This is a genomic window from Nocardia beijingensis NBRC 16342, from assembly GCF_001612785.1.
In the GTDB taxonomy this organism is placed as follows: domain Bacteria; phylum Actinomycetota; class Actinomycetes; order Mycobacteriales; family Mycobacteriaceae; genus Nocardia; species Nocardia beijingensis.
On sequence record NZ_BDBC01000026.1, the window covers coordinates 22,419 to 43,582 of the forward strand.

Here is a 21,164-nt window from a genome sequence, read left to right on the forward strand (position 1 = left end):
TGTGCGACCGCGTCCCGGCCGGGCTCACAGGGGACCCGCCTCGGCGGACCCCGCGTCCAGCGGCCCGGCTTCGGCGAGGTCCGCGTCACCGTCCGGCTCACCCTGCTCCGGTATCGGCTTCGGATAGTGCTCGCCGTCCTCTTCCCGCCGGGCGCCCGGCACGGTTCCGCTCGGCAGCCCTGGGGCAGCGTCCTCGGGCGGCGGCGGGCCGGGAGTGGGTGTTTCGTTTTCGTCCTCGGACTGTGGCGCTGGGGGCTCTTCGTTCCGCGACTCCGGGGAAAGCGCCTCAGGCGCCGGTGATTGCGCGTTGTCGGCTTGCGGCTCGATCGTCGAGATGACCGGTAAGCCGTGCTCGTTCAGCTCGACGGTGAACTCCTGCTCCGCACCCGTGGCATCGGAGAGCAGGAGCTTCAACCGGCCGTCCGGCCCCATCTCGAACTTGACATGCTTGCCACCGATATCGAATTCGGCCTCGGCCCGCGGCGTTTCGTCTGACCCCTCGTCATCGCGGTCGTCGGCTTCGGCTTGCCGCGCATCGATGCCCTGCACGAGCTTTTCGATGGCGTCGTCGACGCCGCTGGTGATGATTCCGCTCAGCGCGGACACGCCCTGCTCCACGGCTTGACCGAGACTCGTTGCCAGCGGCGCGAATTCCCTCGCCACCTGACTGAGCGCGGCGAGCCCGTCCATCCCGGGCATCCTCGGCGCGGGGGTGGTCGGAGCGCTGGGCGTGCTGGGGACACTCGGCGTGCTCGGGACACTCGGCGTGGTCGGCGTATCCGTTGCAGTGGACGCGGGGACCGTGCTCGGCGTCGTGCTCGCCGGGGCCGTCGCGGCGGGCGTGCCCGGTGGCCCGGGTGCACTCGTCACCTCGGGCTTGTTCTGGTCGACCGGGGTTCCCTGCTGTGGTTGCGACGGGCCTTCCGGGCGCGGGTAGGTTCGCTCGGACAACTGGGCCAACGCGTCGGTGAGGTTCTTGTACTGGTCCCTGAACAGTCGATCGACCTCGGCGCAGACATCGACGTAGGACGCCAGCTTGCGGTCGAAGTCCGGCTTGAAGGTCTTGGTCAGCCACTCCTCGGTGACGCTGCGCACTCGATCGCCGTACGCGCCGGTGAGCAGCTTCTCGCTGTCGGAGTTGATCAAGCCGAGCACGCTCTCGTTGATCTTGTCCTCCGGCACGGCGAGCGCGGGGAAGATGCGCCCGAGTGCGCGGACCTGATCAGCGTCGATCCATTCCCGCGCGTTGTGCACGTCCACGATGACCTTCACATCGGCCGGAGTCTTGCCGTCGATGCTGACCGACTTGCTGCCGCCCACCGGCCCCTCGAGCAACTCTCGGGTGGCGAACGCCTTCGCGGCCACCGCCGACCGCAGCGAGCCGGCCATATCCGCGATCACGGTCATGGCCGCCCTCGCGTGCTGCCGGTCCTCGTCGGCCAGGACCGACTGCTTGCCGAGCATGTCGAGCGCGGCAGCCGCCGCAGTGCCCTGCCACAATTCGGGCAGCCGGCGGGTGTAGCCCTGTTGCGCGTCCCATTGCCGATCCACCTCGGCCAGTGCGACTTTCAGCGCCTCGCCCGCCTGCTCGAGTTTCTCCAGCCGCGTGCCGCGCTGCTCGTCGTACATCGCCAGCAGTTCGCCGACGTCACCGCGCCCCTCATTTCCGCCGAACGCCGCCTCGTACAGCGGCATGAACTGGATCCAGTACTGCAACCCCGCGCTGCCCTCGTCCAGGAGGGTGTTGATCGCCTTGCCCTGCCAGGGAACCGTCATGATTCCGACTCCTCGAACGGGAGGCGTCGCCGGCGCGAGCGCGGGTCATTCGGCGGTCTCATGTCTTGTTCGTCTCGGAGGCGCGCTGCTGGTCGGTCTCGGCGTAGGCCACCACGGCGGCCCCGAGCGCGTCCGCGGTCGCGGTGGTGGCGTCACTCCAGTTCCGCAACCACGCACCGATCCGTTCCAGCCCCTGCTGCACCGCGATGCCCTGCGGCGCGTAGTTCCGGCCCGCCTCGCCACCGCTGCCGAACAGGTGCTCGGCGATTCGTTTCGCTTGGTCGCGAACGACGTCCGCCGATCTGCGATAGTCGCTGCCGAGCGCACCCAGCTCCCCCGTGCGGACTCCGACCATTTCCGACCCGCCCACGACTCCCCTCCGTCCTCGTAGTGTCGTTGCGCCGACGCGAAACTGGTTCGCGCCGAATGCCGCCGTACTTCCTTCGACGCAACACACCGACACTCGGTTCCCCCGAATTCCGCCGCGGCGGAATCGGTCAGCCGCCGATTCTGCCTCGGTCGGTGCGGACCCACTCGGAGGTGCCGTCGGGGTGGCGGTGGAATTCCCATGCGGCGTAGTCGCCGTCCTTCTCCACCACGGTGACGTGGTCGGCGAAGCCGTCGTGGTCGTAGTCGGTCCAGACCTGCATCGCCTCGTCACCCGTCGTGGTGATGGTGTCGAGCGAGCCGTCGCCGTCGATGTCCTGTGTCGGGTGGTGCAATTCGATCGCACCCAGGCCGTCGAGTGACGACGACGCGTCGATGCCGGGTATATCCAGGCCCGGGAATTCGCTCGAGGTGATCATGACCCCTCCTCAGCAGGACTCGTACCGGTGGCGCGATGCCGCTCGCGCGGCATCGTTCCATCCTGTCACTCACACGGGCTCGACGCAGCCCCGCGGGTTCACTTCTTCGGCATCAACAGCCACAGCACCAAGTAGATGACGAACTGCGGACCCGGCAGCAGGCACGACACCACGAACAGCAGACGGACGACGTTGGCGTTCCAGCCGAGGTATTCGGCGATGCCACCGCAGACGCCTGCGATCCACTTGTCGTGGGTGGAACGGGTGAAACGGCGGGTGGGGGCGGTCATTGGTCTTCCCTCTCGTGCGGTGATCGCTACGTCCTCCACTGTGCCCGGCGCCGCGGGCAACGCCATCGGCCCGGCGGCCGATACCGACCCTGATTTCTCCCGGGGTCGGCCTCAGGGTGCGACCCCGAGCACGGCAGACTCGTGCTGGTGAGCACCACTCTGCATGCCCGCGGCCTGTCGGCCGGTCACGGCGAGCGCACCCTGTTCGCCGACCTCGATCTGACCCTCGCGCCGGGCGATGTGATCGGCCTGGTCGGCGTGAACGGCGCGGGCAAGTCGACACTGCTGCGCCTGCTCGCCGAACGGAAGGCGCCGACGGGCAGCATCACGCTCAGTCCACCGGACGCGACGATCGGTTATCTGGCCCAGGAGGCCCAGCGGATCGAGGGCGAGACCGTCTTGGAATTCCTCGGCCGCCGAACCGGAGTCACCGAGGCGCAGGCGGCGATGGACGCCGCGGCCGAGCGCCTCGCCGAAGGCGGGCCGGACGAGTACTCCCCCGCGCTGGAACGGTGGCTCGCCCTCGGCGGAGCCGATCTGGACCAGCGCGCGCACGAGGTCGCCGCGGACCTCGGCCTCGCCGACAGCCTGCCCAGCGGCCTCGACACCCCCATGACGGGATTGTCCGGCGGTCAGGCCGCGCGCGCCGGATTGGCTTCGGTGCTGCTGTCCCGTTTCGACATCCTGCTGCTCGATGAGCCGACCAACGACTTGGACCTGGACGGCCTGGCCCGGCTCGAGCAGTTCGTCACCGGTGTGCGGGTGCCGCTAGTGGTGATCAGCCACGATCGGGAGTTCCTGGCGCGCACGGTGAATCGCGTCCTGGAACTGGATCTCGCGCAGCAGCAGGTCGGCTCGTACGACGGCGGCTACGAGTCCTACCTGATGGAGCGCGAGATCGCCCGGCAGCACGCGCGCGAGGCGTACGAGGAGTACGCCGACACCAAATCGAATCTGGAGGCCCGCGCGCAGATGCAGCGCAACTGGCTCGAGCACGGTGTCCGCACCGCCCGCCGCAAGGCGCGTGATCCCAGGAAGATGGACTCCGACAAGGCGGGCCGCAAGATGCGGGCGGAGGCCACCGAGAAGCAGGCCGCCAAGGCCAGGCAGACCCAGCGGCGCATCGAGCGGCTCGAGGCGGTGGAGGAACCCCGCAAGGAATGGGAGCTGCGCATGAGCATCGCCGCGGCCCCGCGCAGCGGCTCGGTGGTGGCGACGCTGTCGGGGGCGACGGTCACCCGCGGCGACTTCACGCTCGGCCCGATCACCACCCAGGTCGACTGGGCCGACCGCATCGTGCTCACCGGCGCGAACGGCTCCGGGAAGTCGACGCTGCTCGCCCTGCTGCTCGGCAGACTCCGGCCCGACACCGGAACCGCGAGCTTGGGCTCCGGCGTCGAGATCGGCGAGGTGGATCAAGCGCGCGGCCTGTTTCGCGGGACCGCCGCTCTCGCCGACACTTTCGGCGCGGAACTGCCGGACTGGCCGGAGGCGGAAGTACGCACGCTACTGGCGAAATTCGGCCTGCGCGGCCCGCACGTACTGCGGCCGTGCGACACGCTCTCCCCCGGCGAACGCACCCGCGCCGCCCTGGCGCTGCTCCAAGCCCGCGGCGTGAACCTGCTCGTGCTCGACGAGCCGACCAATCACTTGGACCTCCCCGCCATCGAACAACTGGAGCAGGCCGTCGAATCCTTCACCGGCACACTGCTGCTGGTCACCCACGACCGTCGCATGCTCGACACCGTCCGCGCGACCCGCCGCTGGCACATGAACGCGGGCGTACTCACCGAAACCCACTGACTCGAAGCCACGCTCGGCCCGACCCCAGCGTGCCGCTCACACCCCCGCGACCAGCTTGGCGAGATCGTCCGCCAGTTGACGCGCCTGGGTCGGGTCGGTGGCCTCCACCATCACCCGCACCAGTTCCTCGGTGCCGCTGGGCCGCAGCAGCACACGCCCGGAGTCGCCGAGTATCCGTTCCGCCTCCAGCACCGCTTCGCGGATCTCGGGTGCGCGCGCCACCACGGATTTGTCCTCGACCGGCACGTTGACCAGGATCTGCGGCACGGTCGTCAGGACGCTCGCCAGATCGGCCAGGCCGCGCCCGGTCTGCGCCATCCGCGCCATCAGGCGCAGGCCGGTGAGAATGCCGTCGCCGGTGGTGCCGTATCGGGGGAACACCACGTGCCCCGACTGCTCACCGCCCAGCGTGAAGCCGCCGCGCCGCAACTCCTCGAGCACGTAACGGTCGCCGACGGCGGTGGTGCGCACGGTGATGCCCGCCGCCCGCATGGCGATGTGCAGGCCGAGGTTGCTCATGACGGTGACGACCAGCGTGTCGTCGGCCAGCTCGCCCGCCTCGTGCATGGCGAGGGCGAGGATCGCGAGGATCGCGTCGCCGTCGACCACATTGCCGTAGGCGTCCACGGCCAGGCAGCGATCCGCGTCGCCGTCATGCGCGAGACCGAGATCTGCGCCGTGTTCCACCACCGCGGCCCGCACCTGGTCGAGATGGGTCGAGCCGCAGCCGTCGTTGATGTTCAGCCCGTCGGGCTCGGCGTTGATGGCGATCACCGTCGCCCCCGCTTCCCGGTAGGCGGCGGGCCCCACCTCGGCGGCGGCGCCGTGCGCGCAGTCGACCATGACGGTCAGCCCCGACAGGTCCTGTCCGGTGGCCTCGACGAGGTGCTCCACATAGCGCTCATGGGTGCCGGCGAGGCTGTATCGGTCCGGGATGCTCAGCCCGTGGTCGCGCGCGCCCGCCGCGTTGCGCACCCGCCCGATGCCCGCGCCGGTCGGACGGAACGGCGTCTGGGCGGCCATGATGGCCTCGATCCGGTCCTCGATCGCGTCGTCGAGTTTGTGCCCGCCCGCGGCGAAGATCTTGATCCCGTTGTCCGGCATCGGGTTGTGCGAGGCGGAGATCATCACGCCGAGGCAGGCGTCGTACAGGCCGGTGAGGTAGGCGACGGCCGGGGTCGGCAGCACTCCCACCGACAGCACGTCCACGCCCGCCGCGGTCAGCCCCGCGGTCACCGCGGCCTCGAGCATCTCCCCGCTGGCCCGCGGGTCGCGCCCGACCACCGCGAGCGCGCGCTTCTTGCCCCGGCTCAGGATCTGCGCCGCCGCGCCGGAAACGCGCAACGCCAGCTCCGGACTCAGTGACTCGTTCGCAAGCCCGCGGACTCCGTCGGTGCCGAACAACCGTCCCATACCTCGCCCCTCATTGGTGATCTGTGGCGTGGGCGTCGGCCCTGGAGGCACCGGCCCGTGCACCACGAAGGCCCCGCGAACGCCGCGTCTTCATACAGCGCGAGAGCAGGCGACCAGCTGTTCGCTGGGAGCCTGCTCTCGTACAGCTGCCGCGTCGACCGTACCGCTTCCCACACCGCGAGAGTGCGGGAAGCGGAGGGCCGACGATGCCGAAATCAGCGCTTCGAGTACTGCGGCGCCTTACGCGCCTTCTTCAGACCGTACTTCTTGCGCTCGGTGGCGCGCGGGTCACGGGTCAGGAAGCCGGCCCGCTTCAGGGCGGGGCGATCCTCCGGGGTGACCTCGATCAGGGCACGGGCGATGGCCAGCCGCAGGGCGCCTGCCTGGCCGGACGGGCCGCCGCCGACCAGGCGGGCGTGCACGTCGAAGGACTCGGTGCGCTCGACGGTCACCAGCGGCGACTTGACCAGCTGCTGGTGCACCTTGTTCGGGAAGTAGTCCTCGATGGTGCGGCCGTTGAGCACGAAGTTGCCGGAGCCGGGCAGCAGGCGCACGCGCACGACGGCCTCCTTGCGGCGGCCGACGGTCTGCACCGGACGGTCGATCACGACCGGAGCGTAGGACGCCGAAGCCTCGGCGTCCTCGTAGCCCGCGCCGTCCTCGACAGCCTCGGCGGCGTCGAATTCCTCGACGTATTCCTCGTTGAATTCCTCGGGAGCGGTCACTGGGCCACCTGCTTGATCTCGAACGGAATGGGCTGCTGGGCGGCGTGCGGGTGCGTCGGGCCCGCGTACACCTTCAGCTTGCCCGCGATCGCGTTGCCGAGCTTGTTCTTCGGGATCATGCCCTTGACGGCCTTCTCCACGAGCCGATCGGGACGGCTCTCCAACACCTGACCGACGGTCCGCGACTTGAGGCCGCCCGGGTGCCCGGAGTGGTGGTGGATCAGCTTGTCCTGCCGCTTGTTGCCGCTGATGGCAACCTTGTCGGCGTTGATGATGATGACGAAATCGCCACCATCGACGTTCGGGGCGTAGGTCGGCTTCGTCTTGCCACGCAGCAGATTCGCTGCCTGGACGGCGAGACGGCCGAGCACTACGTCAGTGGCGTCGATGACGTACCACTTACGGGTCACGTCACCCGCCTTGGGGCTGTACGTAGGCACAGTGCTTCCCTGTCTGTCGTCGGTGTTGCCAGCCAGGCGTGCGGTCGAGGTGTTCCCGGCGGCCGGTGGAGACCCGGGGCTCGGTGGACCTCCGCCCAGCTCCACCAGGAGTCGGACGGACGTTCCACACGCCAACGAGCCACCATACCAGTGGGGTATGGCGGGGAGAAATCCGTCAGATCTCGATCGGCGGGCCGAGGTCCATGGCGCCGGGCGGGCCGGGGACCAGGTAGCGCAAGGTGTCGACGTCCGGCCGCCCGCACTCGGCGGTCCTTTCCCTCGCTTCCCGCTGGTTGCCCTTGGTGGCGGTGACCCCGGGTTTCGGCTGGTTGAGCGCGTAGGGCGCGATCGGGCACCCGACCGGCTCGCCGTCGGGCCCTGCCGCGGACACGACCGATGCCGCGTCCAGGACGACCGGCCGCGCGACCGGTTCCACCCGGTGATTCCCGGACGGAAGCGCGACCACGGCCAGCGCCACCGCCCCGGCGACGGTGTTGGCTCCGAAGAGGTTGCCTTTCATCTTGTTCCACAGCTTGCCCTTGCGGTGCCCGTCGGCGTCGTCGGACTCGGCGCCCTGCTCCTGCCACGGCCCCTGGCGCTGCTCACCGGCGTACCGCGACTGTTCCGGCGCGCCCGGGTAGGGCGGACGCGGGCCGACGGGATCGCCGGGTGCGGAACCGCCGTCCTGCTGCTCGTCGGGCACGCTCGGCGGCCGGGTGAAGCGGCTGCCCAGCTCGGCCAGGTTCGGCGGCAGGCCGCGTGGCACGTCGTCGCGCCCGACCCTGGTCGTCGTCTCGTCGGGCTGGGTCGGGTATCCCGGGCCGTACTGGACGCCCGGCACCGGCCGGGCCGTGCGCTGACCCGCCTCCGCCTGCTGCGGCGGGTATCCGGCCTGCGGTCGCGCCGGCGCGGGTTCGGCGGGCCTGCCCGGAGCCTCCGGCTCGCCTGCCTCCGGGTCGCTCACCAGCAGGTGCGCCGCGCCGAGAACCAGAGCGTGCATCGGATGGTCGGCCACGCGCAGGCGGTGCCCGAGATGGTTCTGGAAGGCGAGGCGCAACGCGTCGTTGAAGCGCACATTGCCCGACAGCAGGACCGTCGAGGTATCCGCGCCGATCGAGCGGGCCGCCGCCATCACCTCGATCACGACGTCGTCGGCCGACCTGGCGTCGCGCATGGCCTCCGCGTCCACCGGAACGTCGACCGACTCGGTGGGCTGCTCGTCGTCGCCGTGCACCGCGACCACCAGCATGCCGCGGCCGTCGGAGTACACACCCGTCGCGCCGATGCCGTTCGGCCTGCCCCGGTCGGGCGGGTGCACCAATCCGAGGGCGCGGACGTACCCCGACAGCGCGACGCTCTCGGGTAGCGGTTCCACGACGACATCCAGCTGTTCCACCATCGCGGCGTAGATATCGATCTTCTCGTCCGGCCAGCTGTCCGGGTAGGGCAACGCCACCAGGTCCGGTTTGCCGCGCAAGTGCTTGCCGATCTCGGCGAGCGGGTTGTACAGACGCGCGCGGAAGACCAGTTCCGCGGGCCAGGTCGCACCGGCGACCACGATCTGCGGGTGCCCGAGGATGTCGCGCACGTCGGCGATCGCCATCCCGAGATCGGGTCTGTTGCGTTCCACGCCCGCCGTGTGCAACCGGCCCGACGAATCCGCCAGCAGATAGGCCGGCGGCGTCCACATGCCCTCCACCTGCACGGGGCGGATGGGAACGCCACCGCCACCGGCCGCAACGGACACCACATCCCAGCCGAGATGCACTGCCCCTACTCGCACCGTCACAGGCATAAGTGTGCCCGGTTCGCGGCCGAGATGCTCGTCGTCGCCGTCCCACACCGCCCGGTGCCGCTCAGGCGTACCGGGGCGAGGACGGACCGTCCGGACCGACTCACGCGGCCGACTTCTTCAGTCGCAACCGGCGCCAGGTGATGACCGCGAGCACCAGGGTGATCAGCAACAGCGCGCCGACGTCCAACGCCCAGATCTCCGGCTTGTGCTGCCAGAGCGTGTCGGCCTGCGCGTTCAGGAACAGCTCGCGGATGTTCACCGTCGAAGCGCCCATCGCGTAACCCCAGCGCGCCGGGAACAGCCAGGACGCCTGCTCGAGCACCACCCGGCCGGTGACCGGGATCAGGCCGCCCGCCATCACCAGCTGGCACATGATGGCCACCACCAGCAGCGGCATCACCTGCTCGTTCGACTTGGCCAGCGACGAGAGCAGCAGCCCGACGACCACACAGCAGATCGCGGTGAGGGCGATATCGATGTACAGCTCCGCGCTGCCGGACGCCAGCACCGCCCCCTCGCCGGGACGCTTCTTGCCCGCGAGGACGATGCCGACCAGCACGGCCGATTGCAGCAGCGCGGTGAAGCTGAACACGGCGATCTTCGCCATCAGATAGGCCGACGGCAGCAGGCCGACCGCCCGTTCGCGGTGGAAGATCGTCCGTTCGCCGACCAGGTCGCGCACCGTGAGCGTGGAGCCCATGAAGCAGGCGCCCAGAATCAGCACCACCAGCAACTGCTGTGTCTCACTGCCGCCCTCCGGCACGAAAGTGCCATCCGGCAATGCCTTCAACGCGCCGCGCTGAAAACCGTTCTTCCCCGGCACCACCAGCGACAGGCCGCCGAGGATGAACGGCAACAGCACCAGGAACGTCAGATAGCCGCGGTCGGCCAGGATCAGCCGGACCTGCCTGCGCGCCAGGGTCGAGAACTGCTTGCCGCGACTGGACTGCGGCGGACTGCCCGCGGGCCCGTACGGCTGCGCGGGTGGCGGGGGCGGCGGCGCGAACGCCTGCCGGGAGCGATAGGCGGCGAACGCCTGATCGGGGTTGGCCGCGACATTGGCGAAGATCTCCGCCCAGTCGCTGGTGCCGAGCGCCGCACCGACCCCGGCCGGATTGCCGCAGTAGGCGGTCTTGCCGCCGGGCGCGAGCAGCAGCACCTGATCGCACATGTCCAAATGCGCCACCGAGTGGGTCACCACGATCACCACGCGACCGGCGTCGGCCAGTTCGCGCAGCATCACCATGACCTGGCGGTCCAGTGCCGGATCGAGGCCCGATGTGGGTTCGTCCAGGATGAGCAGCGACGGACCGGTCAGCAGTTCCAGCGCCACCGAGGCGCGCTTGCGCTGACCGCCGGAGAGGCGGTCGACCCTGGTGTCGGCGTGCTCGGTGAGCGAAAGCTCCTGCAACACACCGTCGATCACCTTCTGCCTGTCCTGCTTGCTGTTGTCCCTCGGCAGCCGCAGCTCGGCCGCGAAACCCAGCGCCTGGCGCACCGTGAGCTGACGGTGCAGCACATCGTCTTGCGGCACCATGCCGATACGGGAACGCAGCGCCTCGTACTCGGCGTGCAGATTGCGGCCTTCGAAGGTGACCACGCCACCCGAAGGATGTGTGGTGCCCGCGATCAGGCGCGACAGCGTCGATTTACCCGCTCCGGAGGGACCGATCAGCGCGGTGAGCGTGCCGCGGCTGGCCGACATGTTCACATCGACGAGCAGTTGCTTGTTGCCCTCGACGGTGAAGCCGACCCCGTGCACCGCGAGGCCTTGCTCGGCGACCGGCTTCTGCCGGTGCACCAGCGTGCCCTGCTGGACGACGAAGTCGACGTTGCCGACGGTGATGATGTCCCGCTCGCGCAGCACCGCCCGCTGCTGGCGGTGCCCGTTGACGAACGTGCCGTTGGCCGAGCCGAGGTCCTCGATGGTGAGGCCGTCGGCGGAGGCGATCAGCCGGGCGTGCTTGCGGGAGGCCAGCGGATCGTTGACGACGATCTGATTGTCGGTAGTGCGGCCGATGCTCAGACCGGTCTGCGGGATCCGGTCGGCGCGGGCGATGGGCGCCGTGCTCGCCCTGGCCCGGACCGGAGGCATGTTCGAGGTGTCCGCCCTGGTCGTCATGTTGACGTTCACCGCGGGCGCGGGCGCGTCCTGCGGAGGCGGATAGTGCGGACGCTGGAACGGCTGCGCGGGCCGCCGGACCGCGTGCGGCGGCGGGCCCGGGTGCGGCGCGTGAGCCGGTTGCGGCGGGTGCGCGGAAGGCCGCTGCGGGGGTTGCGGGTTCGCAGGCAGCAGGTGCAGCAGCGGGCCGCTGATCGCGTCGCCCAGCCGGACCTGGGTGGGGCGGTCGATCGACACCGGCTGGGTCAGCCTGCGCGCGTCGACGAAAACCCCGTTGGTGCTCTTGTTGTCGGTCAACACCCAGGCGCTGCCCTGCCAGGCCAGTGTCGCGTGCACACGCGAAACCAGCGGGCTGTCGACGAAAAGCGTCACCTCCGGCGCGCGGCCCATCGTGACCTGCTGGCTCGAATCGAATACTCGTTCGTTTCCATCATGGCGCACGGTGATGGTCTGCGCCCCCGGTGAAGACATGCAGCGGATACTATTCCATCGCCCGGACATCGGCGGTGCCCCCGATGCGCCGAATGCCCCGAATCCGGCGACCGATGTGACGTTGTAGCGGCCGACCAGGGGGAGCCTTGTCGAGAGTCAGAGCGACCGCGCTGGTTGCGACGCTGCTCAGTGTTCTGGTGCTGGTCGGCGGCTGTATCCGGGTAGTCGACGGCCGGGCCGTCTCCGTCTACGACGATCCGTTCAAGGTGGCCGGGCTGCCCACGACGAGCGGCCCGAGCGGCCCGCGCGCCGGCGTCGAGGACAGCACGCTGACCGCGACCAACGGCGACGGCGGCGCCGTGGACACCCTGGCGCTCAACGCCGTCGACGACATCCAGACCTTCTGGCGCGGCGAGTTCGGCAAATACTTCCAAGGCGAGTTCAAGCCGGTCGAGAAGCTGCTGTCCTGGAGTGCGAAGGCAGGGCGGCCCGAGTCGGTCGAGTTCTGCAAGGAGACCACCTACCGCTTGGTGAACGCCGCCTACTGCCGCCTGGACAACTCCATCGGCTGGGATCGGTCGGTGCTGCTTCCCACCATGGAGGAGACCTTCGGGAAGATGTCCGTGGTGATGGTGCTCGCGCACGAGTACGGGCACGCGGTGCAGACCATGGCCAAGATCGTCGGGCCGAAGGACCCGGTGATCGTCAAGGAGCAACAGGCGGATTGCTTCGCGGGCGCTTTCATGCGGCACGTTGCCGAGGGCAAGGCCGAGCATTTCACGATCAACACCTCCGACGGCCTCAACACCGTGCTCGCCGCCACCGTCGCCATCCGCGACTCCGACCCCGACGACCCGGAGAGCGTGCACGGCTCCGCCTTCGAACGGGTCACCGCCGTGCAGATCGGTTTCACCGACGGTCCCAAGGCGTGCAAAGGCATCGACCAGGACGAGATCGACCAGCGCCGCGCGAATCTGCCGCAGAGTTTCAGCGACGACAACGGACGCGGCGAATACCCCATCACCAAACAGACCCTGGTCGAACTCACCAAAGCGCTCGAAGCGATTCTGCCGATCGACCACGAGCCGACCTACGACTACACCCGGGCGAAGATCGCTTGCCCCGACGGGGTGGTGACCGAACCGGTGTCGTACTGCCCCGCCGCGAACACGATCGCCACGGACATCCCCGCCCTGGCCGAGCGCGGCACGTCCGACTACGGCGCGGACGACCCGCTGCCGCTCAAGGTGACCGGCGATTACAACGGCTACATCGTGTTCATCTCCCGATACACCTTGGCCGTCCAGCAGAGCCGCGGACAGAGCCTGGTCGGCGCGAAGACCGGACTGCGCGCGGCCTGCCTGTCCGGAGTGGTCACCGGCAAACTCGCCGAATCGGGGCGACCGGTCACTCAGGGCGATATCAAGCTCGCCGCCGGAGATCTCGACGAGGCGGTCTCGGGTCTGCTCACCGACGGCCTGGCCGCGAGCGACGCCCAGGGCAAGACCGTGCCGAGTGGTTTCTCCCGCGTGGAGGCGTTCCGCGCGGGAGTACTGAACGGTGAGAGCGTGTGCGCCGCGCGCTATTCCTAGCGCGGGCTCAGCGGCCGAACGGCGGCGGCGCGGCCAGCTCGAACCGCAGCACGCGGTTGCCGAGCATGATCTCGGTGCCGGGGACGAGCGCCATGGACTGGCGCGGCGCCAGGCGCACCCAGTCGCGGTAGCCGGGCAGCCTGGTGCGGGTTCCGTTGGTCGAACCGCAGTCCACCACCGTCACGTCCCAGTTCACCAAGCGGATTTCGGCGTGCGCCCTTGACATGCCACCGGAAGCGTCCTCGACCCGCAGCGGGACGAGTCCGCTCTCCGCGGCGGGCGAACGCTCGGGATCGCGACCGATCACCGCGTCGGCGGCGAGCATGTAGGTCATCCCGTCGTCGAGGATCAGCATGCCCAGCGGCGGGCGGACCACTTCGATCAACGCCTGGGTCTGGTCGACCGGCATGCCGCAGACGGTGCAGAACGCCGCCCGCGGATCGCTGGGATGCGCTCGCGCGCACTTGAATCCCATCACCTTGACGGTCAGCGCGGTGGCCTTCGCGGTCGCCTCCAGCCTGCGCTGGAGCTCCGGGTCGGGCCGCGGCGCCGGATTGGTGCCGCCCAGCTGCGTCGGCGCGTGGTGCGGGTCGATCGGCGTCTGCTCGGTCTGGGCGTCGAGCATCGCGGTCGACGGCGCCGTCGGGTATCGCGGCGGGCGCGGCTGCGACCGCTCGTGCCGTTCCGATTCCGCGGGCGGCTCGTGTTCGACGCGCGCCGTCGGCAGCGCGGACGTCTCCGGGCGGCGGTGCGCGCCTACGGAACCGGATGCCCCGCCGTGCGCGGGCAGACCGGTGCGCGAGCCCTCCGTCCAGACGATCGCGCCACCCGCCTGCGCGATGCCTTCGACCAGCCTGCCGATGCCGGGCTCGGGCGGCAGGTCCGGGATACGGCCCTTCGCGTCGTCGACGAACAGCGCCGCCGCCCGCGCCGGAACCGCCGCGACCCGGTCCACCGTGAAGGCCGCGTCGCTGCCGCGATAGCGCTCGAGCACCCCGTCACCGGCCAGCACAGCGGTGATCGCCCCGTGCAGGAAGATCGCCACACCGCCGTGCTCGGCGGTGGACAGAATGCCGAAGTCGATCGGCTCGCCCGGACTGATCCGCTCGGCCTGTTTCATCAGCCAGCGCGTCGCCTGCCGCGCCACCAGGGCGCCAGGCCCGCCCGGCTCCCGATCGGTCGCGTCGCGCACTAGTTCGGCCAGGGATTCCAGCGCGACCGCCGCGGGCGAGTGCTGAGTCGGCCTGCCCGGCTTGCGGTGCGCGACGACGATCACCGCGCCCGCGACCGTGGCCACGGCGTGGCTGCCGACGACGACTTCGACCTGCCGATCCTTCACCGGTATCGGCCTTCACCAGGATTGCAGTGCAAGGTCGTCGCCACACCGACAAGGGTATTGCAATACGACGACCATCGGTCCCCCTCCCCGCCGTCCGTCGGGTAACTTCAGTGTCAGCAACGGGAGGAACGAGGGGCCTGAGATGGTTCGGACGCAACGCATCGCGCTCACCGCGTCTTGTCTGGCTTTGGTAGGGATGCTGGCCGGTTGCGCAGGCGTGCAGGGGACACCGACCGCGGGTGAGATCGACGTGCGCAAGCTGGAAGTCGGCACCTATCCCGTAGACAAGCACGAATACGACCAGGATGGGGCGGGCAAAGGCGCGCTGCTGGAAGGCATGCGGATGTCCGACGCCGTGGTCCCGACCGTGCGCATCGACTCCACACTGAAGTTCGGCCGCGGCAGCACCGTCGTCAAGGACGCCGAGCAGGCGCTCGACTTCGTGGCCAAGGTGTCCAGGCCGGTCTTCGACAACCGCAAACTGGTCGTGGGGTATGCCGCCAGCGGGGCCGACCGTCCCGATCCGGCCGGCCAGACCAATCCTTCCCCGCAAGCGACCGCGGTCACGAACGCGGTGTTCCGCTTCCCCGACGAGGCCACCGCGAAACTCGCCGCCAGGGAACTCGAGGACGTGGACATCGCCGTCTCGCCGGACAACCGCAAACTGTCGTCGACGAAGTATCCCGACTCCTATATCCACTGGCGGCCCGGCGTTCCCAACGTCGGCACCTTCATGGCGCACAAGGAATTCGTCATCTCCTTGTTCATCCAGCGCCCGACGGCGGATGCCGACGACCTGGTGAAATGGGTCGACAAGACCTTGGCCGCCGAGGTGGCGCAGCTGGACAAGTTCACCCCGACTCCGGTGAACAAACTCGACACACTCAAGGCCGATCCCGACGGCCTGCTCGCCCGCGTCGCGGTCGCCGACCGCAAGAACCGGGTGCCCGACCCGGCGACCTTCGCCGTCTACGGCGCCTATCACACGGTGCACCGCGCCGATGACGAGTCGGTACACCTGCGCCTGATCGAGGAAGCGGGCGCGGACCGCATCGGCCTGCTCGACGACAGCTACGTCGCCCGCACTCGCGACGCGGCCGCCGCCCAGAAATTGGTCACCGGCCTGTTGGAGAGCGAAGGCGCGCACTACGACCCGCTCGGCGCTCCCAAGGACGTCCCCGGCGCGAAATGCCTGCAGCTCAACAGCAAGGGCGACCCGGATCGGGAGTACAAGTACCGGTGCTACGTCGCGTACAAACGGTACGCCGGAGTCGTCACCAGTGATAAGGAACCGGACGTGCGGCAGAAGGTCGCCGCGGAGTACGCGCTGCTGGCGAACAGTTTCTGAGATCGGCAGCGGTAGCCCCCGCCTTTTCGGGATCCATGGCCGCGGGTGGGCCGAAGTAGGATCCGGCGCAACTACCGCAGTCAGGGGAGGGAAGAGTGCAGCACGGCGTGATGTCGAGACCGATCCGAGCCGCTTGTGCGCTGGTACTGGCCGGCGCCGTCGCCCTGTGCGCCGGGGCGTGCGGCGATCCGGAGGCCGCGACGGAGAAGCCTCCGCAGCCGGTTGATCTCGCGCAGCTGGACGTGGGCAACTACGCGACGACGCCGCGCGTTTACGCGACAGCGAAGAATCCCGAGCAGGCGCGCATGATCGAGGCGGAGCGGCTGGCGAATTTCGTGCCCATGCCGTCGGACATCGATCCCGCGTTCGTCTCCGCGAATCCTTCGATCTCCAAGGTGTTCATCGATCCGAGGAGTTCGCTGGGACGGATCATGAACGTGTCCCGATTCGCCGAGGCGGCCCCGGATTTCGTCGCCGGATTCCTCAGCAGCGCGGGCACCGCGCCGGACAACCGCGGCACCGACCTGGTCAACGCCGTCCTGATCTTCCCGGACGAGCAGAAGGCCGCCGCGGCCGCCGCCGCCCTGGAACGCGTCGACTTCGAGGCCAACAACCGGAACACGCCGGTGCAGATCCCCAAGTACCCGGCGGCGCACGCGCATTGGCAGCCGCAGGAGCAGTCGATCGGTTCGTGGTTCGCCACCGGCAAATTCGTCGTCTACACCTGGATCTTCGACTACGCGAAGATCTTCCTGGAGAAGGTGGACCTGCCCGCGCTGCTCACTTTGGTCGAGAAGAGCCTCGACACAGTCGTCCCCGCCATCGGCCGCTTCACTCCGACCCCGGTCGACCAGTTGATGACAGTGCCGATCGATATGGACGGCATGTTGAGCCGGGCGCTGCCGAGGCCGAGGGAGGACTCGTGGATTGATCCGCCCGGCGCCTACACCGGGCCCGGCGCACTGCACTTCACCACGGATTCGGCCGAGGATCGCAGGATCATCGAAGCGGCCGGAGTGGATCGGTACGCCACCGACGGCACCGATCTGTTCCGCGCCCGCGACGCCGCGGCGGCCGCACAGCTGCGCGAGCAGCGCGGTGGGCTGACGAAGAAGTTCCGTGGGGCCGAGGCGCCGAAGGGCCTGCCCGCCGCGCACTGCAAGGAGTACATCGGCCGCCAGACGGTGGTGGTCCGGTTCTACTGTTCGGTGTCCTACGACCGCTACGCGGCGTTCGCGTGGTCGCATCAACTGCTCGACGCGCAGCAGCGCATCTCCGCCCAGTACGCATTGCTGGTGAACGCCGCATGAGGAGAATCCATAACGCCGCCGTCGCCCTCGCGTGCGCGGTGGCCGCCACCATCGTCACCGGCTGTGGCTCAACGCTCGCGGGTACCGCGCGACCGGGTGAGATCGATATTCGCGGGCTGGACACCGGCAACTACCCCACCGAGCCGCCGAACGCCCACGACGACGACTATCAACCGCTGTTCATCGACATGGACAAGATCGCCGCCATGCGGCTGGCCGATCACGTCGCCTCGGCCTACGACATCGATCCCAGGATGAAGTACAGCTGGACGCCGTCGAGCATCAGCAAAGGAACGCTGCCCGGCGAACTCGGGCGCCAAGAGGACATGCGGCCGATCGCGGAACGGAACCGGATGATGTTCGGGTTCCACACCAACGGCTCTGATCAGAATGTCAGCTTGATCGCCTCGGGGTGGCCGACCAAGCCTCGCCCCAATTCCACGACCGTCGGCACGATCGTCATGCAGTTCCCCGACCCGGAACGCGCCCGCCAGGCCGCGAACGAGTTCTACGACGCCGATCTCGGTGCCTACCGCGAGCAGAACGAGCCGGTCACCCTGCCGCGGCAGCCGCAGGCGCGAGCGCACTGGCGTCCCGGCTCTCCGTTCCTGCGCACCATCCTCGCCCACGGCTCCTACGTGGTGGCGTTCCTCGTCTCGGCCAACGCTCCCGATCGCAACGCCCTCGTCGCGCTCGCGGAGAAGGCGTACGACGTTCAGTTGCCGCTGCTCGATCAGTTGCCCGCGCTGACCGAGGAAGAAATGCTGCGTCTGCCTTGGGACCCCCACCATCTGCTGAGCCGCACCCTTAATCCGGCCGGGGTCCACTCCCCGAGCTACGACGATTCACACGCGCTGCTCGGTCTGCGCGGCATCATGCACTACGCCGAAGACCGGGATCACGCGAAACAACGCTTCACGGCGATGGGCGCCGACAGATTCGCCGTCTCCGGGGACACAATGGTGATTCGCACGCCGAATCCGGAGGCGGCGCGGCGGATTGTCGCGGAACGCATCACCCCCACGGTGATCGCTGGCCCGGCCGATCCACCGCAGCACCTGCCCGATTCGGTATGCGTGGAGAACCGGGCCACGCTATTCGACGATCGGCGATTCACCTGCGTCGTCGCGTACAAGGAATACGTCGGATTCGTCGCGGCGAATCAACTGCTGGACGCTCAGCAGCGCGCTGCCGCACAGTATTCCGTTTTCGCGAACAGCCGATAAACGCCCCGGTTTCGTCGCGAATCCGGTCGAGTATGCTGCCTGGCGAACGCCAGCGGCCCGCGTGGAGTCAGGAGATCGTGCATATGGCGATGAGCCCGGGGACCATCGTCGGCGGGTACCGCATCATCCGTGTACTCGGCGCGGGCGGCATGGGCACGGTGTATCTGGCCAAACATCCCAGCTTGCCCAGAACCGACGCCCTGAAAGTGCTCGGCGGCGAACTCAGTCGCGATTACGAGTTCCGCACCCGCTTCGAACGCGAAGCCAATCTGGCCGCCGGACTGGATCATCCGAACATCGTCTCGGTCTACAACCGCGGTGAAGAACAAGGCCAGTTGTGGATCGCCATGCAATACGTGGACGGCACCGATGCCGCCGCCGAACTGGCCCGCGACACGCATGCGATGAATCCGCTTCGCGCCCTGCGCATCACCACCGAAGTCGGCAAAGGGCTCGATTACGCGCACCGCAAAGGTCTGCTGCACCGCGACGTCAAACCGGCCAATTTCCTGCTGTCCACACCTGTCGACGGCGAAGAAGAACGCGTGCTGCTGACGGATTTCGGCGTGGCCAAAGCCAATGACGACACCACCGAACTCACGCAGACCGGCAGTTTCGTCGCGACCATCGCCTACGCACCGCCCGAGCAGCTCACCGGCAGCCCGCTCGACCATCGCGCCGACGTCTACAGCCTCGCGTGCTCGTTCTTCAAGTTGCTCACCGCGCGCAATCCTTACCCGGGAACCCAGCCCGCGCTGGTGATGATGGGGCATCTGCACGAGCCCCCGCCGCTGGCCACCGCGGTCAACCCCGGCCTGCCCCAGGCCATCGACCACGTTTTCGCCCGAGCTATGGCGAAGAATCCCGCCGAAAGGTTCAACAGCTGCCGGGAGTTCACCGACGCGGCGGCGAGTGCCCTCGTTCCCGGCTACAACCCCGTCGCCACCAACACTTCCCCCACGTATCCGATCCAGGTCTTCGATCAGCGGCCGAGGACCGATCCCCGCGCGGCCGTCGCCGGGCAGCAGCCGAGCGTCCCACCACGGCCAACGCGCAAGAACCGGCTGCTCGCCGCCGCCGCGGGTGTGGTGACCGTCGCGCTCGCCGCGGGCGTCGGCATTTGGGCGCTGAACCGCGAAGAGCCCGCACCCGGACCCGCCGTCGCCACGCCGAGCAGCACGGCAGCCCTGTCGCCGCTGGACCGGGCACGGGCGGACAACCCCGTGTTCCGGGGCAAGACGATCACGATGGTCGACGTGCCGCGCGGTGCACAGATCTCGATCTTTCTCGGCGGCACCCCGCAGACCGAGTTCCTGGAAGATCTCGGGTTCGTCTACAACCTCAACTACCGGCGGCAAGGCGAGGAGGCATCGCCTCGCGAGCTGACCGGATCCAACCGGCTGGAAGTCGCGGCGGATGGCTATGTGCTGGCCGTGCGCAGCGACGAAAAAGCTGGGGGCGGTGGTCTGCTCGGCCTTCCGTACCAGGTCGCGGGTACCCGGGCCACGGTGATTCCGCTGGACGATCCCGCGGCCGTCGCCGCGGTCCGCGAATGGAGCGAGTCGTCCCAGCAGACATTGCTCGACCGCTTGGTGCCGGTGCTGCGCAACCGCGTGAAGTGACGCGGCCGTCCGGTGAAGGCAAGGGTTCGTAGGCTTTTCGAGTTCCGAGACCACCGGCTTTCGGCAATCTGCTGGTAGCGGCGGACTTAGGCGTTCGGTAAGGTGTACCGCAGCCAGCCCACTCGCCGATCATTACAGCAGCGAGCAGGGGGAAGGAGGGGAGCCGAGCGCTGGCGTTACAAGTCATGCAGACCCGGATCGCATCGTGGTCTTCCGAGCAGGCCCGTGCGCGGCCGCCGAAATCTACGGACGAGCCGGGCTGAGGCGGCGCAGGGCCCTGATCCCGTGGGGCGATGCCGAATTTTTCTCGAGTCGGATGGAACCGATCAGACCCGCACCGCGTCCAACCAGATGTACAGGCCAACTGGGGCTTCCGCCGTTGGCCGAGACGGGAACCCGAAAGGAGCCGAAATGGCAGGACAGCTCGAAGCGAGCGAAGAGGCGATCTCGAAGTTTGTAGACAACTGCCGGCAGCGGCACCAGGATCTGCAGACCGCGATCACCGCACTGAACAGCAAGTCGGATCAGACCACCGCCACCTGGAGCGGTGCTGCCCGTCAGGCGTTCGACACGTTCATGGACAGCTACTTCGCCCAGGCGCGGAAGCTGAACGATCAGCTGGATCAGACGTCGGACAAGCTCGCCCACGCCGGCCGGAAGTTCGCCGACCAGGACCAGCAGTTCGCCCAGCAGGTGGCCGCGCAGGCCTCCAGCCTGGACCTTCCCTGATCCGACAGCCGAACCACAGACAACAAGGAGCTCCCCATGGTAGCGAACGACCCCGGTCGGATTGCTTCTAACTTCGGCGAGGTCGAGGCGGGCGCCCAGGCCATCGTGGCCGAGGCGCGCAGCGTCATGACCATGCTCGAAGATTTCCACAAGCAGGTCACCGACTTCGTGACCAACTACTGGAAGGGTGACGCGAACGACGCGTTCGCCTCGCTGCAGGCCCAGTGGAACACGCAGGTCACCCAGCTGAACACCACGCTGGAAAGCGCGGGCAAGCTGGTCAGCAGCGGCAACTCCGACCTGCAGGGCACCGACACCGCCCTGGCGGGCCTCTTCTGAGATCCCGTCTCGGCTGATTCGAGCCCCCGGTACTCGGTGCCGGGGGCTCGAATCATT

Annotated in this window: 18 protein-coding genes; 8 read left to right on the plus strand and 10 right to left on the minus strand. The window is 68.7% G+C overall.

The window, feature by feature from the left end:
• Positions 1 to 24: 24 nt before the first annotated feature.
• The 4 genes from NB3_RS16805 to NB3_RS16820 all read right to left on the minus strand — a co-directional run bounded on the left by NB3_RS16805 (position 25) and on the right by NB3_RS16820 (position 2,872).
• Positions 25 to 1,776 (minus strand): hypothetical protein, encoded by a 1,752-nt coding sequence (locus NB3_RS16805; protein ID WP_067803757.1) that lies wholly within the window; start codon positions 1,774 to 1,776, stop codon positions 25 to 27.
• Positions 1,777 to 1,834: 58 nt separating this feature from the next.
• Positions 1,835 to 2,146 carry a hypothetical protein gene (locus NB3_RS16810; protein ID WP_157111827.1) on the minus strand — a complete coding sequence of 104 codons (312 nt, stop codon included), beginning with the start codon at positions 2,144 to 2,146 and terminating at the stop codon, positions 1,835 to 1,837.
• A 127-nt stretch (positions 2,147 to 2,273) separates the two neighbouring features.
• On the minus strand, positions 2,274 to 2,582 hold the full coding sequence (locus NB3_RS16815) for a DUF6802 family protein (protein WP_067803763.1): 309 nt from the start codon (positions 2,580 to 2,582) through the stop codon (positions 2,274 to 2,276).
• 98 nt (positions 2,583 to 2,680) lie between these two features.
• Positions 2,681 to 2,872, minus strand: a complete 192-nt coding sequence (locus NB3_RS16820; RefSeq protein WP_039795694.1) for a PspC domain-containing protein — start codon at positions 2,870 to 2,872, stop codon at positions 2,681 to 2,683.
• Positions 2,873 to 3,019: 147 nt separating this feature from the next.
• Here NB3_RS16820 and NB3_RS16825 point away from each other — a divergent pair, with 147 nt between their 5' ends.
• Positions 3,020 to 4,675: an ABC-F family ATP-binding cassette domain-containing protein gene (locus NB3_RS16825; protein ID WP_067803907.1), complete on the plus strand. Its 1,656-nt coding sequence runs from the start codon at positions 3,020 to 3,022 to the stop codon at positions 4,673 to 4,675.
• Positions 4,676 to 4,711: 36 nt separating this feature from the next.
• On the opposite strand, the gene glmM is transcribed toward NB3_RS16825, so the two are convergent.
• The 5 genes from glmM to NB3_RS16850 form a co-directional block, all read right to left on the minus strand.
• A complete protein-coding gene (gene glmM, locus NB3_RS16830) occupies positions 4,712 to 6,088 on the minus strand; it encodes a phosphoglucosamine mutase (RefSeq protein ID WP_067803766.1) in 1,377 nt (458 codons plus the stop codon).
• Positions 6,089 to 6,303: 215 nt separating this feature from the next.
• Positions 6,304 to 6,813 carry a 30S ribosomal protein S9 gene (gene rpsI, locus NB3_RS16835; RefSeq protein WP_084486303.1) on the minus strand — a complete coding sequence of 170 codons (510 nt, stop codon included), beginning with the start codon at positions 6,811 to 6,813 and terminating at the stop codon, positions 6,304 to 6,306.
• Complete coding sequence (gene rplM / locus NB3_RS16840) at positions 6,810 to 7,253, minus strand: 50S ribosomal protein L13 (RefSeq protein WP_067803768.1); 444 nt, start codon at positions 7,251 to 7,253, stop codon at positions 6,810 to 6,812. Before rplM ends, rpsI begins: the two co-directional genes overlap by 4 nt.
• Positions 7,254 to 7,428: 175 nt before the next feature.
• Positions 7,429 to 9,048 (minus strand): chromosomal replication initiator protein DnaA, encoded by a 1,620-nt coding sequence (locus NB3_RS16845; protein WP_067803912.1) that lies wholly within the window; start codon positions 9,046 to 9,048, stop codon positions 7,429 to 7,431.
• 100 nt (positions 9,049 to 9,148) lie between these two features.
• A complete protein-coding gene (locus NB3_RS16850; RefSeq protein WP_067803771.1) occupies positions 9,149 to 11,641 on the minus strand; it encodes an FHA domain-containing protein in 2,493 nt (830 codons plus the stop codon).
• Positions 11,642 to 11,748: 107 nt separating this feature from the next.
• Between NB3_RS16850 and NB3_RS16855 the strand changes: the two genes are divergently transcribed.
• Positions 11,749 to 13,194, plus strand: coding sequence for a neutral zinc metallopeptidase (locus NB3_RS16855; RefSeq protein ID WP_067803774.1), 1,446 nt, complete (start codon positions 11,749 to 11,751; stop codon positions 13,192 to 13,194).
• 7 nt (positions 13,195 to 13,201) lie between these two features.
• Here the strand turns inward: NB3_RS16855 and NB3_RS16860 are convergent, their stop codons facing one another.
• Complete coding sequence (locus NB3_RS16860) at positions 13,202 to 14,533, minus strand: FHA domain-containing protein (RefSeq protein WP_067803777.1); 1,332 nt, start codon at positions 14,531 to 14,533, stop codon at positions 13,202 to 13,204.
• Between the two features lie 142 nt (positions 14,534 to 14,675).
• On the opposite strand from NB3_RS16860, the gene NB3_RS16865 reads away from it, so the two are divergent.
• The 6 genes from NB3_RS16865 (at position 14,676) to NB3_RS16890 (ending at position 21,107) form a co-directional block, all read left to right on the plus strand.
• Positions 14,676 to 15,881, plus strand: coding sequence for a DUF7373 family lipoprotein (locus NB3_RS16865; protein WP_067803780.1), 1,206 nt, complete (start codon positions 14,676 to 14,678; stop codon positions 15,879 to 15,881).
• Positions 15,882 to 15,991: 110 nt separating this feature from the next.
• The gene (locus NB3_RS16870; RefSeq protein ID WP_244891937.1) at positions 15,992 to 17,191 is read left to right on the plus strand and encodes a DUF7373 family lipoprotein; all 1,200 of its coding nucleotides are present in this window, start codon (positions 15,992 to 15,994) and stop codon (positions 17,189 to 17,191) included.
• Positions 17,188 to 18,417 carry a DUF7373 family lipoprotein gene (locus NB3_RS16875; protein ID WP_157111828.1) on the plus strand — a complete coding sequence of 410 codons (1,230 nt, stop codon included), beginning with the start codon at positions 17,188 to 17,190 and terminating at the stop codon, positions 18,415 to 18,417. Before NB3_RS16870 ends, NB3_RS16875 begins: the two co-directional genes overlap by 4 nt.
• 83 nt (positions 18,418 to 18,500) lie before the next feature.
• Positions 18,501 to 20,039, plus strand: a complete 1,539-nt coding sequence (locus tag NB3_RS16880; RefSeq protein ID WP_067803915.1) for a serine/threonine-protein kinase — start codon at positions 18,501 to 18,503, stop codon at positions 20,037 to 20,039.
• A 411-nt stretch (positions 20,040 to 20,450) separates the two neighbouring features.
• Entirely contained in the window at positions 20,451 to 20,768 is a 318-nt protein-coding gene (locus tag NB3_RS35595; protein ID WP_039795679.1) for a WXG100 family type VII secretion target, read from the plus strand.
• 36 nt (positions 20,769 to 20,804) lie between these two features.
• Positions 20,805 to 21,107, plus strand: coding sequence for a WXG100 family type VII secretion target (locus NB3_RS16890; protein ID WP_039795677.1), 303 nt, complete (start codon positions 20,805 to 20,807; stop codon positions 21,105 to 21,107).
• The last annotated feature ends 57 nt before the right edge of the window (positions 21,108 to 21,164 follow it).